We start from the raw sequence: 18151 nt of genomic DNA on the forward strand, positions 1-18151 counted from the left end.
TAGGTAATTTATCATCTGTGCAGCTACTTGCCCTCTAGATCGGAACAATTTCTGAACTTAGACAATCTTAGAAATGGTCATCGTCAGTAAATGCACTCAGGTAAAAATCACGATTTCGCGTGAAGCCAAGGTTTGCAGCGCTTAAACGCTATTTGAACGTCAGACAACTTGCTACTTAAATAATGTTTAATTTTCCCGAACTGCTTTTGATCCCCATTTCGATAGAATGACTAGGCAGAACCCTAAAACTAAAAACCGCTTTTGACTGCGACCGCCCATGAATCAACTGAACAATGGTTTTACAATATTTCTAAGTCTGCTAGTCGAGGCGATGCCTTTTTTGCTTCTTGGGGTTTTATTCTCCAGTTTGCTGCTGTTTTTTGTTGATGAGCGCAAATTAGTAGAAAAAATGCCTAAAAATCCGCTGTTGGGTGCTTTAGTTGGCAGCATGATCGGCTTTTTGTTTCCGGTGTGTGAGTGCGGAAATGTACCGGTAGCACGGCGATTTCTAATTCAAGGAGTACCCACACCAGTCGCAATTGGTTTTTTGCTAGCAGCACCAACAATTAACCCAATTGTAATTTGGTCAACTTGGACAGCATTTCGAGATCAACCAGAAATAGTGGTTTTACGAGTCGTATTTTCTCTAGCAATTGCCACAATTATCGGTTTTGTTTTCAGTTTTCAAAAGGACTTAAATCCCATAGTCCAACCTGCGATCGCTCGGTATATGAAGTTTAATCCGCCCGCACAGCCACAAACCAAACGCCGTGGTAAACGTTACCAAGTAGAACAGGAAGCAACAGTACCGAATCTGTTACAATCCGGGACTTATATCTTAGGAGGAAAAGCAAGTATACCTATGCGGATAGATCCGAATTTGGTACCGCCTACCTTAATTTCTACCTCCGACAAACCGCTTGCAGCTAAACTGCGCCTAGTTGTGGATAATAGCATCCAAGAATTGCGAGAATTAGGCGGAGTGATGATTTTAGGAAGTGCGATCGCTGCTGCTATTCAAGTGCTAGCCCCCCGTGAATTAATTCTCAGTTTGGGTGCTGGGCCCATTACTTCAATTGTGGTCATGCTGATATTAGCAGTAGTGGTGTCCATTTGTTCTACAGTCGATTCTTTCTTTGCCTTATCTTTTGCCTCAACCTTTAGCAGTGGTTCATTGTTGGCATTTCTAGTGTTTGGGCCAATGATTGACATCAAAAGTGTTGGTTTGATGTTATCTATTTTTAAACCCAAAACTATTTTTTACTTATTTGCTTTAGCAGCACAATTGACATTTGTATTTACCCTTTTCCTGAACTTGCACGTTTTTTAAAAAACTATTTGTCATTTGTCATTTGTCCTTTGTTCTTTGTTAATGACCGATACAACTCTTGGAAAGGCTGCACCTTAAGCGTAGCTATGCCGCAGGCTTTACGGCAACGCTCAGTACAAGTGACCAATGACCAATCACTAATGACTAATGACCAATGACTAATAAAAATCCCAAATCTAAAATCCCTAATCTTTTATTCCCTTGGCTGGATGCCCTAGCAATTACAGCTTGGGGTGTTTTGATGTTGAGATATTGGCTAACTAACAAGCTGAACCTATTGATTCACCCAAATTTCTTTGGGTTGGTGATTGTGGCTGGTATCGGCTTCATCATTATTGGTTTCTTCAAGATGCAGGAACTTTGGCAACGCCGTCGCCGTGATGTTACGCCAAATATGCAGCATATTAGTTTATTTCCCCCTGGTTGGGGCAGTGCTTTGTTGTTGACTACAGCGATTCTAGGTTTTATCATTACACCGCAAGTTTTTGCTAGTGACAAAGCACTCCAAAGAGGTGTGACAGCTGATTTATTGGGAAGCACACGCGTCAAACCCCAAGCCTTTCGGGTTACTGTTCGTCCAGAAGAGCGATCGCTTGTAGACTGGGTACGCACTGTCAATGTCTATCCAGAGCCAGATGCATATACGGGACAAAAAGTAAAGGTGCAGGGATTTGTTATCCACCCGCCAGATATAGGAAAAGAATATTTATTTTTAGCCCGATTTGTCTTAACTTGTTGTGCAGCAGATGCTTACCCTGTGGGATTGCCCGTAAAACTAGAAGATAATCAAGAGCGTTACTCCCCTGATACCTGGCTGGAAGTCGAAGGGCAAATGGTGACAGAAAATTTGGCAGATAAACGCCAACTTACAATTGCCGCTACCTCTCTAAAAAAGATTCCTCAACCTGAGAATCCTTATAGTTATTAGTCATTTGTTGATGCCCAATGCCCAATGTCCCATGCCCAATGCCCAATGCTCAATGCCCAATGACAAATGACTAAATCTAAAGCATTTATCCAACCCCTGGATCGGATAGCGATCACACTGATGTTACTGCTGAGTGTGCTGATTGGGTTAATCATAATGCAAGGTGATGTAATCACTGCCCGTGTCCGGGACTTTACCTGGCAAAATCAGCAAATTGGGGCAGAAGATAATTCTTTCACCCTCACCTTCAGCCGCCCAATGGAAATAAAAAGCGTAGAGGAGAACTTGAAAATTGAGCCACCCCTAGCAGGTAAATTCAGTTGGGCGGGGCGGCGGATGGTTTATACACTGGTGACACCAGCACCTTATGGCACGAATTATAAAGTGCAGTTACAGGGAGCCAAAGATCAGTTTACGGAGCAAGAAGGCAAAAATCGCGTGATACAGCCCTTTACAGGTAGCTTCCGCACACGCGATCGCATCATTCTTTACATAGGAACTGATAAAGAAGAACAAGGACGATTAGTTCTTTACAACTTAACCGAAGAGCAAAAAAGGCTACTTACCCCTAAAGATTTGATAGTAATGGACTTTGAGTCCTTTCCTGATGGGGAGAAAATTTTATTTTCGGCTCGCACCGCTAACAACCAAGACTTACTTTCAGCGCAATTGTACACAGTGACAACAGGCGTTCCTGGTAAATCTGGACAAGAAGTAGAACCAGCAGGTAGAGTTGACCTGATTTTAGATAGTAAAGATTATCAAAACCTGAAATTTGACTTATCACCTGATGGGCAAACTATTGTGATCCAACGGGGAAATAAAACTAATCCCGGCGACTTTGGATTGTGGTTGATGCCAGCAACCAGCGATGCTTCAGGAGAAAAACCCATCCCCAAACGTCTACAAAGCCAACCTGGGGGAGACTTTATGATTACGCCAGATAGTAAAGCGGTAGCAGTTGCCCAAGGACAGGGAGCAGCCATCCTACCACTGCAAGGTGATGCTAGTAAACCCTTAGATTTTCTGCCGCAGTTTGGTTTGGTACAAGCTTTCTCTAAAGATGGCTCTCAAGCAGCGATGGTAAAGTTTAATACAGATTACACGCGAGATTTGTTTTTAGTGACAAACCAAGGTGTGCAGAAACAACTATTAAAAACAACAGGCTCAATTGTCAGCTGCCAATTTGACATTGCCTCACCTACCCTCTACTGCTTGCTGACACAGCTAGTATCCAAGGAACAATATATAGAACAGCCTTATGTGGTGGCAATTGATCTGAAAACCGGGCAACAGAAACCACTCCTAGTACTGCCTCCCGCGCAACGGAATGTACAAATGAGTTTATCTGCCGACGGTTTAGGCTTGTTATTTGACCAAGTAGTACCGCAGACAAACACAACAGCATCATTGCCCCCAAACACTTTGAAAACTGATGATGGAGATGCGATCGCTACTAGTAGCCTGTGGTTAATGCCTCTGTTGCCTATCGCTGATGCTGCAACGGTCGAAATTAGACCAGAACAACTACCCTTAGCCGGATTTCGTCCCCGGTGGCTACCTTGAAAAAGTTTAGATTCCCGACTTCTCTAAAAGGATGTTTTAAAAGTCCTATCGTGATTATAAAAACGACGCAACTTTGAAAATAGCATCAACCGCAAAATCAATGTCAGCCCGTGAAACATCTAAATGAGTGACTGCGCGAATAGAATCACCAACGGCTCCCATTTTCACACCCTGCTGCTGTAACAGATTGAGAAACATGGCCTTGTCGAGTCCTAGTCTTGAAACATCAAAGAAAACAATGTTTGTCTCAGGTTTTGGATTTCGAACTGTAATTCCTTCGATTTCACTCAGTCGTTGAGCCAGATATGTGGCGTTGTCGTGGTCTTCTTGTAGACGTTCAACATGATGGTCAAGTGCATAGAGACAACCTGCTGCGACAATGCCTGCTTGACGCATTGCGCCACCAAAAATGTGTTTATATCGACGTGCTTGTGCGATGAACTCCCGTGTACCCGCAAGAACAGCACCGATTGGTGCGCCAAGTCCTTTAGTAAAGTCAATCCAGACAGAATCAACACAGGCAGCAAAATCCTTGGCTGTGGTTTGAGATGCAACAACTGCATTTAAAAGTCGTGCCCCATCCATGTGGGTAGCTAAACCTTTTTGACGGGAGAACTCGCAAACCTCACGTAGTTCATTGAGCCGCCAAACCGAACCCCCTCCAAAATTGTGGGTTTGCTCAACACACAATAAGCGGGGACTTGCAGAGTAAAGGTAAGGAGCAGTGGCGACTCTTTCAAGTGATTGAGCTAGAGCATCGACTGTAAAAATTCCTCGATCGCTTGCAATCGGTTCCATCAGTACACCAGAAGTCATCGCTGCACCCCCGGATTCAGCTCGAATAATGTGTGCCATTTGTTCTACTAGCACTACATCAGCAGGGCGAGTATGGGTCTTGATTGACACAAAGTTGCAAATGGTTCCACAGGCAAAGAAAAGAGCGGCTTCTTTGCCTAGTAAATCTGCCACCCTTTCTAGTAGTTGGTTAACAGTCGGATCTTCTCCTTTTTGCTCATCTCCAACTTCAGCAGTGGCGATCGCCTGCCGCATGGCCTGTGTCGGCTTTGTTTCAGTATCACTTGTGAGCAAAATCATCAGCACTCCTAGAGCAGGTATATAGTGGTTTACATACTCGAATAAAAAGGCAAGCCTGATGAGCGTGATTATTTTGTTCTAATCGCATCCAGAACTTTGGCTGACTTTTCTCCTACAAAAGTATTATTCAGCATCGTATGGGAATTGCTGATATTTAGAGACTACACAGATGTGCGCCCTTACGATAGGGTCTTTTTTCACTGGAAGTCCCTTAAATAGCGATCGCCCAAGATTACAGAATTATCAATGAGTACTAGATACTTGTACTGACATCTATCCTAGGTATGAAATAATTAGTATAAAAATGTATTGCAGGAAACATTTTTAATTTATGTCTTGCGGCAGATGCGATTATAGATAATAAAGTATATGCTGAGGCAGTTTTTTCATATATAAATAAATATTCATCACCTAATAAGTTTAGTTTTTAAGCATAGGATTCCTCCTTCCTCCCGCCTATGCCCAAAGGTGGATAGAGTTACCCTTGCGCCTCTTCTTGACGGGGCAGAGCATCATAGTGTTATAACGGCATCAGTCTAAACACAAAACGGGGAACGCCAATTGATAATTAATTGCTGGTGCTTGGAGAGAGTTAAACTTAGCTTCTAGAGCAAACCCTGATTAGACACAGTTGATAAGCAATGCTAATGCCAGCACTGCTGAATATTTTTAAGCAGGTGAGTCAAGAGTGATGAATGAAGCTAACACCTCAAACAAGGGGGCTGTGATGGAATCCCTAAATTCTGCTAATTCGCCACAATCAGAGCAGGCGAGTTGTCCCTTTTACTCAGTTGTGCCTAATGAAAACATGGCGGTTAAACAACTGCCACTCCTTATGCCAGCTGAAGATACACAATTTTCACAAGATAACACCCAGCAGGACTGGGTTGCAGAGCCTGAAAGCGGCAAGCAAGCACTTATTGACTCAGAATTTCAAAACCTGCTGGCATTGAACGAAGAATTGCGTGCAGCCAACAATAACTTGTATGAACAAGTGGAGCAGCTAAAAGACAACCTAGCTGAGTCTGAAAAGGTTTTGCAGTGGCAGAAAACGCGTTCCAGTGTTAGTGAGTCGATGCTCAACCAACATACTCAGGAACTGGCTGCCGCTCAAGAACAAATAAAGTCTTTATTTCAAAAATTAGAAACTGCTGTACAAACTGTTCAACGCCAGGAAATTTCCATTGATAGTCATAAAGCACAGCTACAAATTAGTCAACAACGCCTTGCCCAGTTAGAGCGAGAATGCACGTTGCTACACACTAACAACAACGAACAGTCTCAGCAGATACTACAATCAGAAAATACTTGTCGGGAATTACGTACTAGACTGATGCGGCAACAACGCCAGACGTTGCAATTCAAAGCAGCTCTAGAAAAATGTCTAGATACATCGGTTCCTAGCTTTGACTCCTTAGAGGATACTGCAAAACATCCTAAAGACATAACTAGTGGACAAGGAAGATTCTCTAGAAAGGCTCGATCTTTATTTCCTGACGCACAGCCAATTCAACCTTGGTCAGCAGAACCAGAATCTTTGACTGATGATCTAGATAATTCTTGGGGTGAACCCTCAGCACCAATCCCCTTCCAAAGAGATGAAGCCACTCCACTGCCATCATCTCCTTGGAACTGGACAGTGAAGAAAGACACCCCAACCCCAGCAGAACCCACGCCATTTTCAGAAGTTGATGATTCCCCACAGACAGTGGAAGCTGTTTCACCTCCGGGTTCATCAAATTTAGATCAGCAATTGGATAGTCTAATCCAAATGTTTTTTACTTCCCAGTCTGCATCTGTATCACCACCGTCTGCTGCGAAAACAGATGTAGGTGATGCACCCATCTGGGAGACTTTAGCAACAATTTTAGAAGACGAGGAGGAACTAAAAAATCCCCAAAAGGAGCAGTTGGAAACAGAAATTAATCCTCCTGCAACTACCTCTACTTCTTGGACGACGGATTCTGTGCTTTCACCAGGCGATAACTTACCGATTTCCTCTACTTCACCTCACATTGAAACTCCTGTAGGAGAAACTGAAGACTACTGGTCAGAAGTTTCCCAATTGACACAGTTGGAATTATCGGCAACTGATTTGTCGCCATCATCAAGCGATAACACAGATGATGCAAATTCACCCTCACCAGTGGTTTATCCGCAGCGTCCACCCAAGGGGCGTAAATCATTAGCATCTGTGGAACTGCCGAATTTCCGCCCTAAGAGTTAGGAGAGACGCGATTAATCGCGTCTGTAGAAGTGATTAATGCCCCATACCCAATTCCTAATTCAGAATTCTTGCTTCTGACTTCGGAATTATGGCTTCTGAGTTGGCTTTTGCTACTTGAGCGGGCGATCGCGGTTTGCCTGTGGCGATCGCATAATTAATCGCTAATAACCACAACCACAATGCCGGATTCCGCGGTTCTAGCCAAAAACCTACCCGGTTTAAGAAGCGCGGGAACCACGGACTGAACAAAGCGCTAACCAGGGCATGACGACCAAAGTTAAAATAAGTACCAAGCCATCTCAGTAAATCTCTTGGCCCAGCCAGTTCCCAAATCCATAAAAGCAAGGCGGGATTTTTACTAGCGGCTTTGAGTGCCAGACGGTTGAAGGTTAACCAATCACACTTATCTTTGATGAAGTTATCTGCCACCTCCAGCGGTTCGTCTGCTAACAGCCCAAAAAATGTGTTGAGCATAGAGTTAATCCGCTGCGGGGGTAAAAATTTCCCTGTAGGCACCATCATGCCTTTGGAAAATAGCCAAGTCACTGAAACGTTGCTTTGATAGGCGCGAATTTGGTTCAAGTGTTGAAAACTCAACAAGTCATGTTTGAGAGCAGTATCCAACAATGTTGTTAAGCGCTCTAAGTTGCGAACTAGGGAACCAAAACCGGTGAAAACGAGGGGAGACTGGAGTGATGCCGCATCACCGATCGCAATCAATCGATCAAAGGCAACTGTGCGATCGCTACTTCCGACACTAAAATGCCCCGGTATATACCCAAATGTCGGCTTCTTCCATACTAATTTGTCTATATCGCACCTGCGATACTCTGGCAAAATCGTGAAAAAGTCCTCGTACATCTCTAGCAAGGAACCAGGATTTTCAGCGTTGACTTCGTGGTAATGAAATAAATAAATCGTCAGTTCATCATTTGCACCGGGAAACAATTCCCAAATCAACTGCCTTCCCCGCGAAATATCTCCATGACTGTAAAGAACGTCCCCATATTGGGAATCCCATACTCCCGGCTCAAATCCGCTCTCGATTGCCGCTCCCACTGTTGGACAGACACTATCAAAAGTACGACCACCATTTAATTGCCAAGCGATGGGCGACGCAGTTCCCATTGCATCGATTAGCAGTCGTCCACTTACTTGTTTCTCAATTTGACTAGGTAAGTGCTTGACTTTCAAAATAACTTGTGATATATCAATATCTGCACGGATAAATTCTGTTTCATCCCAGATATCACCGCCTGCCGCTTGCAGTTTTTGCCCACACATTTGGAGCCATTTTTCGGAATCTAAACCTAAATTTAGGACTGTGGGTGTGTGGAGGACTGGCGATCGCAGTTTGGCTGGATTATTAGCATCAAAAAACTTATTGAATCCGTCTTTGTATTCCCTGGCAATGATGGTTTCTAACTCTGCGGGGGTGACTAAACCCAGGTTGACTAAGCTTTGAATCTCGTCGCGCGAAATATTCCATTCTCGGTTCATCCGGCCAAAGGGCATTCGTTCCACCAGCAGGACTTTATATCCGAGTTTTGCCATCAGTGCTGCATGGATTGCACCTAGTGCGCCACCGATGTAGATGATGTCATAAGTCGGAGATGAGGAGGAAGAGGCAGGGGAGCAGGTTGCAGGGTGCAGAGGAGAGAAATTTTCTCCCTGCTCCCTGCTCCCTGCTCCCTGCTCCTTAATCTCTACTCCCCTACTTCCCCTATCCCTTTGGCTGGAAAACACCACCTGACGCGGCTGCTGCGGATTCCGTACCCCTTCACGCCATCGCTGTTCCCACCAATAGGCACGCGTGAGGTCATATTCACCGTTAGGCATTTTCTGAAAATATTTGACGGTGAGGGGGTAAGCAGAGGCTAGCGCAGCAAAAATTGATTGTTGGGATAAATCAATTGCTGGTGGTTCTGGGTAATGATGCGGAAAACGGCTTCTGATTTCCTTGGTTAGGTGTTGCAGGATTTGTCCCTCACTGGGAAAGGGTTGTTCTGCCCAACGAAACACTTTTAAATAGGTGGTTCGTTGCACCGACCAGACAAATACCGAAAGTTCCGCAGGCAAGTTTTCCCCAAGAGCCACGCCAGTAGTTGTAGTAGTACTGGAAATGGTGAGGCGAAAGCCTTCGGAGGTAAGCACTTTTTCTCCATTTCCAGGTTCAAAATCTGTTTGTAACCAGCTACGCACAGTTTCTATATCTGGAGTTGGAACTTCTAAATAAAGGATTTCTTTCATCTTTTCCTGACATCTCCCATCAATCTACTCACTAAGAAAGATTTTCTTAAGGTACAAAGTAAGGTATACTCCGCCCTATTAGTTTCATAAAGATTCAGTGAAGAAATTTTAAGAGTTTGTCAAATTTATTGTTCATTTTGTATTTCTGTAAACCCACGCCATGAATTATCCCATTCCAGACAGTGCTCAAGAAATTTTTGCCCTGCGACAACAGCCGATTGATGAAGAATTAGTTGCCAGTGCGATCGCTGGAGTAATTAAAATTGTCCGCGCTCAGGGTCAATCTTTGGAAGAGTTAACCGCTCAGTTGCTAGCAGATGATCCACTGCTAGATCAGCAACAACGCCGCTGGTTGAGCCAATTAGTTGCCCAATCCTGGGAAAAATTCTCCTGAAACCTTGTGTATGATGAAGTTTTGGTCGCAACATGAGATTTTTAGGTCTGTACCTAAATATTAGCGATGCCTGCGGCAGGCTGCGCCTACGCATTTTCGGTATAGGAGTAACAATAATTGTCAGTATGGGATTGGCAATTAGTTTGCTATTTTTGCATTCATGGCACAGAAGCCACTAAATTTAACCATATCAGCGTTTTACGTTGCTCATAAATTTTACAACGTTCTCACACGGAAAGACCTCTAGTTTGCGCCAGAGGTATTCTTTGTCGATCAATCTCTACCCTTGGATCAGCTATTTAGAACTCAAATAGTTTTATGAAAAGATGACGGCGTTACCCACGATTAAGTCTTATATCCAAGGTTTGCAAGTATAGGGTAAGATCCTCAGTTTCTCAAAGCAGTTAGGGGAGACAAAGCGTAGCTTTGGCGGGTTGGGCTTGGGGAAAAGGTTACAGGGTTTGGGTTAAAAGTTTTTTCTTCTCCCTTTCCCGTTCCCCTTTTCCCTTTAACCGAGAAGTATTGCATATCACAGGTGCGATCGCTTCCCCTCCTCATGGAAAAACACAAACTTTTAATACACTATATAGCAATTTTGTCAAGCAGAAGCTTTCACCACCGCTTCTGCTTGAGAGTGCAACAACAAACCGTATTCCAATCCCTCCACTACCGCTTGATAGGAAGCCTCCAAAATATTGGTGGAAACCCCTACCGTCGTCCAGCGTTGACGACCATTGCCTGATTCTACCAACACACGGGTTTTTGCGGCAGTGCCCGTATGTCCGTTGAGAATCCGCACTTTGTAATCTGTCAAATCAAAAGTTGCAATTTGGGGATAAAAGTTCACCAAAGCCTTGCGTAAAGCTGCATCCAAAGCTGCCACCGGGCCGTTACCTTCCGCCGCCTCCAAAATGTTTTTCCCGTCAACAGCGACTTTGACTGTAGCTAGGGCATTGCTAGTTTCCTTCCCTTCAATCAAGTCGCAGTGAACTTGAAAACCTTTGACTTCAAAAAACTTCTGGCGATCTCCCAAAGCTTCGTGCATCAACAGCACAAAACTGGCCTCTGCTGCTTCAAATTGAAATCCTTCACTCTCTAAATCTTTGAGGCGCTGGAGAATTTCTCTCGCTTCAGCCTTTTGCTGATCCAATTCAATGCCAAAACTGCGGGCTTTGGCTAAAACATTGCTCAGACCAGACTGTTCAGAAATTACAATGCGGCGGCGATTCCCGACTTGTTCCGGTTGGATATGTTCGTAAGTTAGGGGATTACGTTCTACGGCTGATACATGAATACCGCCTTTATGGGCAAAAGCCGAACGTCCGACAAAGGGGGCATGCTCATCTGGCGCAAGATTGACCACCTCACTCACAAAACGACTCACTTCTGTAAGTTGTGTGAGCTGGTCTTCTGTGATACAACTGTAACCCGCCTTCAGTTGTAAATTGGGAATTAGCGAACAGAGGTTAGCATTCCCGCAACGTTCACCGTAACCATTAATTGTGCCCTGTACCATCTTTGCCCCTGCCATAACGGCCGCTATTGCGTTCGCAACCGCCATTTCCGAATCGTTATGAGTATGAATTCCAATTTGGGGCATTGTCCTTTGTCCTTTGTCCTTCGTCATTGGTTCTTGACTCATGACTAATAACAAATGACTACTGACATCTTGAACAATTTGGCTAATTTCGTGGGGTAACGTGCCACCATTGGTATCACAGAGGACAAGCCATTCAGCACCAGATGCGATCGCAGCCTCTAATGTCTGTAAAGCATAATCTCGATTGTGCTTATAGCCATCAAACCAATGTTCAGCATCGTAGATAATCCGACGACCTTGAGAACGGAGGTACTCAATTGTGTCGCTAATCATCGCCAAATTTTCTTCTAATGTCGTCTTGAGTCCTGTTGTCACATGTAAATCCCAAGACTTGCCAAAAATCGTTACCCAGCGAGTTCCCGCAGCCAAAATATCCTGTAGCATCGGTTCGGTGGCGGCAGCGGAGTTGGGGCGGCGAGTCGAACAAAAAGCCACAATTTCAGCTTGTTTTAGCGGATCTTCTTGGAGTTGCCAGAAAAATTGTACATCCTTGGGATTAGCACCAGGCCAACCGCCTTCAATGAAGGGAATTCCCAGTTGATCGAGTCTACGGGCAATGCGTAACTTATCTTCTATCGATACAGATAGCCCCTCGCGCTGAGTGCCATCGCGTAATGTAGTGTCATAGAGCCAAAGTTGAGGTGAAGAATTTGTGGTCATAAAACTGGGACCGACGAGACAACTTTCGAGGCAATGTGTCAATATACAACAAAAAGCCAGTTTGGCAATTTAAAAATGCCTAAGGTACTAGCTCAAGGTAAAACAATTGAGTGTGTAAGTAAAAGCAATCTCCGAACAATTTTGCTGCAAAATGGTATTGACCTCTACAATGACGGTGCTAAGGTAATAAACTGTCGGGGCATCGGCAGTTGCGGAACTTGCGCGGTTAAGGTAGAGGGTGAAGTATCAGTAGCGAATTGGCGTGATCGAGCACGGCGTTCGCTTCCTCCCCATTCTCCTACAACAAACTTACGTTTAGCCTGTCAAACTCAGATTTTAGGCGATGTGAAAGTGACAAAGTTTGATGGATTTTGGGGACAAGGTTCTCGAATAGTGTGGACACCAAAAGGTTAAAAAGGAGTAAGACAAGATGGGTAGATGGACACCCTTAATTTTGATGGCTGGAGGTTTAGCCATTCTGCTTGGTACATTACTAGGCATCAACTTTCCTATGGGCGTACAAACCGCTAACGCTCCCAGTGGCAAAGCAGCAAAAGTTTTGCCAGCTAATATCAATGTTAATAGCAGTGCAGGCAGCAAGAATGATGAAACTGCAACTGAAGGAAATGAAACAGCTGAAACAAACGAAAACAGACGCGGCATTGTAGCCCCAAGACCTGACAACAGGAGTAGTGTTGCTCAGAATTCTGATGACTCAACATCACCTGCTGACAGTACAACAGACGGCAATACAGATTCTTCAGGAACAAACACACCATCAAGCGATATAAATCAAGGCAATGAACCAATTCGCGCCTTGTGGTAAAGATAGATCCGTCTTTAGTTACGAGTTATAAGTTATAAGTTATGAGTTATGAGTTATTAGTTATGAGTTATGTACTAATGACAAATGACAAATGACTAATGACAAATGACTAATGATAAATGACTAGTGAGACTGTAATTATTGGTGGCGGCGTTATTGGTTTAGCGATCGCCATTGAACTCCAACTACGCGGGGCACACGTAACCGTGCTTTGTCGTGACTTCCAGGCTGCCGCTACCCACGCTGCCGCCGGAATGTTAGCACCAGATGCGGAAAATATCTCGAATCAGGCAATGCGCTCTTTGTGTTGGCGATCGCGTGCCTTATATCCCGACTGGACGCGCAAATTAGAAGAACTAACTGGCTTAAATACTGGCTACCGACCTTGTGGTATCCTCGCACCCGTCTTTGAGGAGGCAGGGGAGCAGGGAGTAGGAAAAGCAGGGGGAGCAGGGGGAGCAAGGGGAGCAGGGGAAGTAAATTCTTCGTCATCCCCCTCATCCCCGGCTTACTGGTTAAATAAAGAGGCTATTCATCAATATCAACCAGGATTGGGAGCAGAGGTAGTTGGTGGCTGGTGGTATCCTGAAGACGCACAAGTTGATAATAAGGCTCTTGCTCACGTATTGCGGACGGCGGCTGAGTCTGTTGGTGTTGAACTCAAAGACGGCATTACAGTAGAAGCATTTTTACAGCAGCAAGGACAAGTGGTTGGGGTACAAACCAATGCTGGAATGATTCGCGCCGCGCACTATGTTTTAGCTTCAGGTGCTTGGTCAAATGAATTGTTACCACTACCTGTGCTACCCAGAAAAGGACAAATGCTGAGTGTGCGAATACCAGAATTTGTGCCGGAATTGCCCTTAAAGCGGGTTTTGTTTGGGCAGAATATTTATATCGTACCAAGACGCGATCGCCTGGTTTTTGGGGCAACAAGCGAAGACGTTGGCTTCATCCCTGGCAACACTCCAGAAGGCATTCAAAAATTACTACAAGCTGCCATCCGGCTGTATCCTCAACTAAAGCATTATCCGATCCAGGAATTTTGGTGGGGATTTCGCCCAACCACCCCTGATGAGTTGCCCATCTTAGGCACTAGCCACTGTCAAAATTTAACCTTTGCTACTGGTCATTACCGCAACGGAATTCTACTTGCGCCCGTAACAGCCGCATTGATTGCCGATTTAATCTTGGAACAAAAATCTGACCCCCTACTTGCTGATTTTCACTATTCGCGCTTCCAGTCCAAGCCATCTACCTCCACTCCCATGCTGACTAACTCTGCCAATTTTTCCAACGGGCATCAGCCTGCTATATCCCCCCAGCACTCTCCAGTACAGACGCGATTAATCGCCTCTCTCCCCACTCAAGATTCCCCCTTAATAATCGCTGGCAAAACCTTTCAATCCCGCTTGATGACAGGAACCGGTAAGTATCGCAGCGTGGAGGAAATGCAGCAAAGCATCGCCGCCAGCGATTGCCAGATTGTCACCGTAGCAGTGCGACGAGTACAAACCAAAGCCCCCGGACATGAAGGTTTAGCTGAAGCCTTAGATTGGACGAAAATCTGGATGTTACCCAATACCGCAGGTTGCCAAACTGCTGAAGAGGCGATTCGGGTGGCGCGTTTGGGGCGAGAAATGGCGAAATTGTTGGGACAGGAAGATAATAATTTTATAAAGTTAGAAGTAATACCCGATCTTAAGTATTTACTCCCAGATCCGATTGGAACGCTACAAGCAGCAGAACAACTAGTTAAAGAAGGTTTTGCAGTATTGCCTTACATCAATGCTGACCCCATGTTAGCCAAGCGCTTAGAAGAGGTAGGTTGTGCGACAGTAATGCCTTTGGCATCGCCAATTGGTTCTGGACAAGGTTTAAAAACAACCGCCAATATCCAAATCATCATTGAAAATGCAGGTGTGCCAGTGGTGGTAGATGCCGGTATCGGTTCACCCTCAGAAGCCGCTCAAGCAATGGAATTGGGAGCAGATGCCTTATTGATTAATAGTGCGATCGCTCTTTCTCCAAACCCAGCAGCAATGGCTCGTGCCATGAATTTAGCAACAGTTGCCGGTCGTCTAGCATACCTTGCTGGCAGGATGCCCATCAAAGATTACGCCAGTCCTAGTTCACCGCTGACTGGGACGATTACTAGTTAGGGATTAGGGCATGGGGATAGATTATTCCCACTCCTCAATGTAACGATTTGTCTAGCAGTTTAAGACCGGATTTAGCATTTATGTAACATTAAATGAACGATAAAGATAAAGGAATTAATTCATGCCCTATACAAATGAAGAAGGCGGTCTTCTAAATAATTTTGCCCGTGAACCAAAGATTTACCAAGCAGAACCCCCCACAGAAGGGCAAAAGCGAACCTATCTTTTCTTTGGAATCGCTGCTACAGCTTTGGTTGGTGGCTTGATTTTAGTAGCCTTCTTTGTTTCTAACGCCAGTTGATCTTTCTCTTGGGCGTAATACATTTTAATAAAATTTCATCTTTATAGTTTTTCAGGTTCCGGTTTTAAGAGGAGCCTGCTTTTTTATTTTTTGTTAAAATTGAATTAGCAATTTAATGTATAATTATATATTTTTATTTTTCCCAGTGTTTGTCAAATTTTGATTTATTGGTAAGCTTCGTAGTCAGGATTTTAGTCCTTGCTACAAATCCTGAAAACTAGCTAGACATATTACTAAACCTAAAGGCTCAAGTTATTCTCAACAGCACAACATTTACTTAAAAATCATTTTTATTATGAGTTTAGCCAACTTAGATGCATCCAGAAAGGTGATAGATACTGCGTTTTGGCTCTTTAGCCGCTATGAGCGTGAATGATACTGCACACCACAATAATTCTACTTGGAATCGGCAAGTATACCACCGCCTGAAACTTGCCCTAAGTCTTGGCTTACGACGACAACTTTTTCTAGCAGTATGTGATAATTTACACTTAAGAAATCAGGTAGCAGCCCGTTTGCACTCTACATTGGCTTATCCTGTTGGACAAGTGCTATATCAGTCATCAAATGCTCAGGAAAATAGCACTCCAGCTTATCCGCGATTGGTTACGTTGCGTTTGAACTTAAACGATCCCAATCCCATAACCCAAATTAATCAATGGTTGGTTAATTATCCACCGCCAATTGTTGGGGCATCAAAAGATACTCCCGGAAAACCTTTTCCAGTACCAGTATTCCAGATTGTCGGTGTGGAGCATCTCACTAAGCAACCAGTTGCTACACAACGCTTATTTTTGCACTATCTCCGCTTAAGCGAACAATATTTCTCGACACAAGAATCCAGCAGATTCTTAGAATCTAACTTGCTGTTGTGGATACCCCGTCCTTGGTTATCTGCAATCAAGCAATCAGCACCACAATTTTGGCGATCGCGTACAGGCGTATTTGTGTTTGCTGGAGAGCCCACACCAGCAATTCATAATTTGGGCTATCCAGAACGTTCTTCTAATTCCAGAAGCTTAGATTTAGGGAATATTGAGCAGTCAATAATAGATGAATCAGTTAACCAAGCAGAACTCAGAACCGCTACCGAGTTTGAGTTTGAGAATAAGTCCGATTTCCCAGTAGAGATACAAGGGAATGGTGTACATAAAATTCAGGAAGTTTCACCGTCAACAGAGGATTCATTGAAGGCTGCGCCACAACAGCAGGAATCTACTAATAGGTCTGGTAGTTCGAGTACTAATCAATCCCTGTCATCTTTATCTTATATTGGCAGCGAGTTAATAGAGCTAGTAATAGCAACAATTAACACAAGCATTACTCAAAATACTGAGAATTATTTACAACCGCAGCAGATTTTATTAGAAGTTGAAGAATTACACGAAAAGCAAGCATTAGGAGAGGTTCTGGCAGAAGCTTATCATCGCTTGGGTAGTTTATATCGCCTTCGCATTGAGCAAGGAGAGTCAACCCTAGAAAACCTGATGGTGGCAATTATTGCCTATCAGGAGGCAATTAGTTATGACGAAACTTCACCGCAACTCCCAGATATCTTGAATGATTTGGGTACACTCTACTGGATGCTATACCGCACACCACCCAATTCTGAGGAAGGACAAACTTATATAGAGCAGGCAATAGAGTTTTATCAGTTGGCGTTAAACATGATTTCGCCTCAGACACATTCAGAAACTTACGCTCGTGTGCAAAATAATTTGGGGACAGCCTATGGTGATTTAGCTCGTTTTTCTCAACCATCTGAAAATTGGCAGCAAGCAATTTTAGCTTACAGTGAAGCACTCAGTTACCGTACACCCGATATGGATTCATTAAAGTATGCGGCTTGTCAGAATAATTTAGGTACTGCTTACTGGCATTTAGGGCAATACAATCAACCAATTGTGCATTTAAAGAAAGCGATCGCAGCTTACAATGAAGCACTTATACACTACAATCCCGAAGAAGAACCGCTCAAATATGGCATGATTCAAAACAATATCGGTACCGCCTGCTGGAATCTGGCACAATACGAACAACCTGCCGAAAATCTTCAGCTAGCGATAGATGTCTACAGTGAAGCTCTCAAGTATCGCACTCCAGCTAATGTTCCCAGTGCCTGCGCCGCTACACAAAATAATTTGGGTACTGCCTACTGGCATTTAGCAAACCTATCTCAGACAACTAAAGAGGCACGGCAAAATTATCTGCAATTATGCATCAGCGCTTACGAAGAAGCAATCGCTTTGGCTCGCTCACTTAGCAATAGTTCTTTAAGTTTTGATTTGCTTGCTTCTTATAATAATTTGGGACTAGCACATTATCAGCTAGCAATAGATAAATCTTTTAATGGTGACAAAGCAACACGTTCTCAACACTTAGAACTAGCATTAGATAACCATTTACAAGCCTTAAACGGATTCAGTAAACAATCCGAGGCTTATCAAACAACTTTCACTTATGTGGTGAAAACTATTCGTACTTTTCATCATGAATTAGGAATACAGGGGCAAAATCTGGCTTTATCTAAAGTTCCTAGTCAGTTGTTGCCAGAAATTTTGCCAAAGCTATAAAAAATATATATGTTGCGAAAAACCTTTGAGCATGAACCTGATTAGGGGCTTCTCAAATAAATTCATGTGCCGTTATAATTCAACTTGAGTTCAAAAAGCTTGATATTATAGCAACAGACAAGGCGGTTAGGACGCTAGGCGAAGTACATATTCCATAGCATCCCTGATACAGTCAAATTGAATAAGTTGTTGACGAATTCGACTCTTCAACCATGACCAACATCGCTCAATTTTGTTCA

13 protein-coding genes and 1 pseudogene are annotated in these 18151 nt (G+C 43.9%); 10 read left to right on the plus strand and 4 right to left on the minus strand.

Annotated elements, in window-relative coordinates:
- Positions 1–277: 277 nt before the first annotated feature.
- The 3 genes from H6G97_RS03695 (at position 278) to H6G97_RS03705 (ending at position 3824) form a co-directional block, all read left to right on the plus strand.
- Positions 278–1330: a permease gene (locus tag H6G97_RS03695; RefSeq protein ID WP_190939353.1), complete on the plus strand. Its 1053-nt coding sequence runs from the start codon at positions 278–280 to the stop codon at positions 1328–1330.
- Between the two features lie 154 nt (positions 1331–1484).
- Positions 1485–2258, plus strand: coding sequence for a TIGR03943 family putative permease subunit (locus tag H6G97_RS03700; protein ID WP_190939354.1), 774 nt, complete (start codon positions 1485–1487; stop codon positions 2256–2258).
- 66 nt (positions 2259–2324) lie between these two features.
- Complete coding sequence (locus H6G97_RS03705; protein WP_190939355.1) at positions 2325–3824, plus strand: Ig-like domain-containing domain; 1500 nt, start codon at positions 2325–2327, stop codon at positions 3822–3824.
- Between the two features lie 54 nt (positions 3825–3878).
- Here H6G97_RS03705 and H6G97_RS03710 read toward each other — a convergent pair whose 3' ends face one another.
- Positions 3879–4919 (minus strand): threonine aldolase family protein, encoded by a 1041-nt coding sequence (locus tag H6G97_RS03710; protein WP_190939356.1) that lies wholly within the window; start codon positions 4917–4919, stop codon positions 3879–3881.
- Positions 4920–5610: 691 nt separating this feature from the next.
- On the opposite strand from H6G97_RS03710, the gene H6G97_RS03715 reads away from it, so the two are divergent.
- The gene (locus H6G97_RS03715) at positions 5611–7146 is read left to right on the plus strand and encodes a hypothetical protein (protein WP_190939357.1); all 1536 of its coding nucleotides are present in this window, start codon (positions 5611–5613) and stop codon (positions 7144–7146) included.
- A 54-nt stretch (positions 7147–7200) separates the two neighbouring features.
- On the opposite strand, the gene H6G97_RS03720 is transcribed toward H6G97_RS03715, so the two are convergent.
- The gene (locus H6G97_RS03720) at positions 7201–9396 is read right to left on the minus strand and encodes an NAD(P)/FAD-dependent oxidoreductase (RefSeq protein ID WP_190939358.1); all 2196 of its coding nucleotides are present in this window, start codon (positions 9394–9396) and stop codon (positions 7201–7203) included.
- Between the two features lie 160 nt (positions 9397–9556).
- On the opposite strand from H6G97_RS03720, the gene H6G97_RS03725 reads away from it, so the two are divergent.
- The gene (locus H6G97_RS03725; protein ID WP_190939359.1) at positions 9557–9790 is read left to right on the plus strand and encodes a hypothetical protein; all 234 of its coding nucleotides are present in this window, start codon (positions 9557–9559) and stop codon (positions 9788–9790) included.
- Between the two features lie 598 nt (positions 9791–10388).
- On the opposite strand, the gene cimA is transcribed toward H6G97_RS03725, so the two are convergent.
- Complete coding sequence (gene cimA / locus H6G97_RS03730; protein ID WP_190939360.1) at positions 10389–12050, minus strand: citramalate synthase; 1662 nt, start codon at positions 12048–12050, stop codon at positions 10389–10391.
- A 75-nt stretch (positions 12051–12125) separates the two neighbouring features.
- On the opposite strand from cimA, the gene H6G97_RS03735 reads away from it, so the two are divergent.
- The 5 genes from H6G97_RS03735 (at position 12126) to H6G97_RS03755 (ending at position 17912) form a co-directional block, all read left to right on the plus strand.
- Positions 12126–12464: a 2Fe-2S iron-sulfur cluster-binding protein gene (locus H6G97_RS03735; protein WP_190939361.1), complete on the plus strand. Its 339-nt coding sequence runs from the start codon at positions 12126–12128 to the stop codon at positions 12462–12464.
- 16 nt (positions 12465–12480) lie between these two features.
- The gene (locus tag H6G97_RS03740; protein ID WP_190939362.1) at positions 12481–12876 is read left to right on the plus strand and encodes a hypothetical protein; all 396 of its coding nucleotides are present in this window, start codon (positions 12481–12483) and stop codon (positions 12874–12876) included.
- A gap of 119 nt (positions 12877–12995) precedes the next feature.
- The gene (thiO, locus tag H6G97_RS54670) at positions 12996–15038 is read left to right on the plus strand and encodes a glycine oxidase ThiO (protein ID WP_190939363.1); all 2043 of its coding nucleotides are present in this window, start codon (positions 12996–12998) and stop codon (positions 15036–15038) included.
- 121 nt (positions 15039–15159) lie between these two features.
- Positions 15160–15339, plus strand: coding sequence for a photosystem II assembly protein Psb34 (gene psb34 / locus H6G97_RS03750; protein WP_190939364.1), 180 nt, complete (start codon positions 15160–15162; stop codon positions 15337–15339).
- Positions 15340–15701: 362 nt separating this feature from the next.
- Positions 15702–17912 (plus strand): tetratricopeptide repeat protein, encoded by a 2211-nt coding sequence (locus tag H6G97_RS03755; RefSeq protein ID WP_190939365.1) that lies wholly within the window; start codon positions 15702–15704, stop codon positions 17910–17912.
- 126 nt (positions 17913–18038) lie between these two features.
- Here H6G97_RS03755 and H6G97_RS52205 read toward each other — a convergent pair.
- Positions 18039–18151, minus strand: a pseudogene (locus H6G97_RS52205) (IS630 family transposase); the annotation flags it as partial.

It is taken from the genome of Nostoc flagelliforme FACHB-838, from assembly GCF_014698065.1.
Classification (GTDB): Bacteria; Cyanobacteriota; Cyanobacteriia; order Cyanobacteriales; family Nostocaceae; genus Nostoc; species Nostoc flagelliforme_B.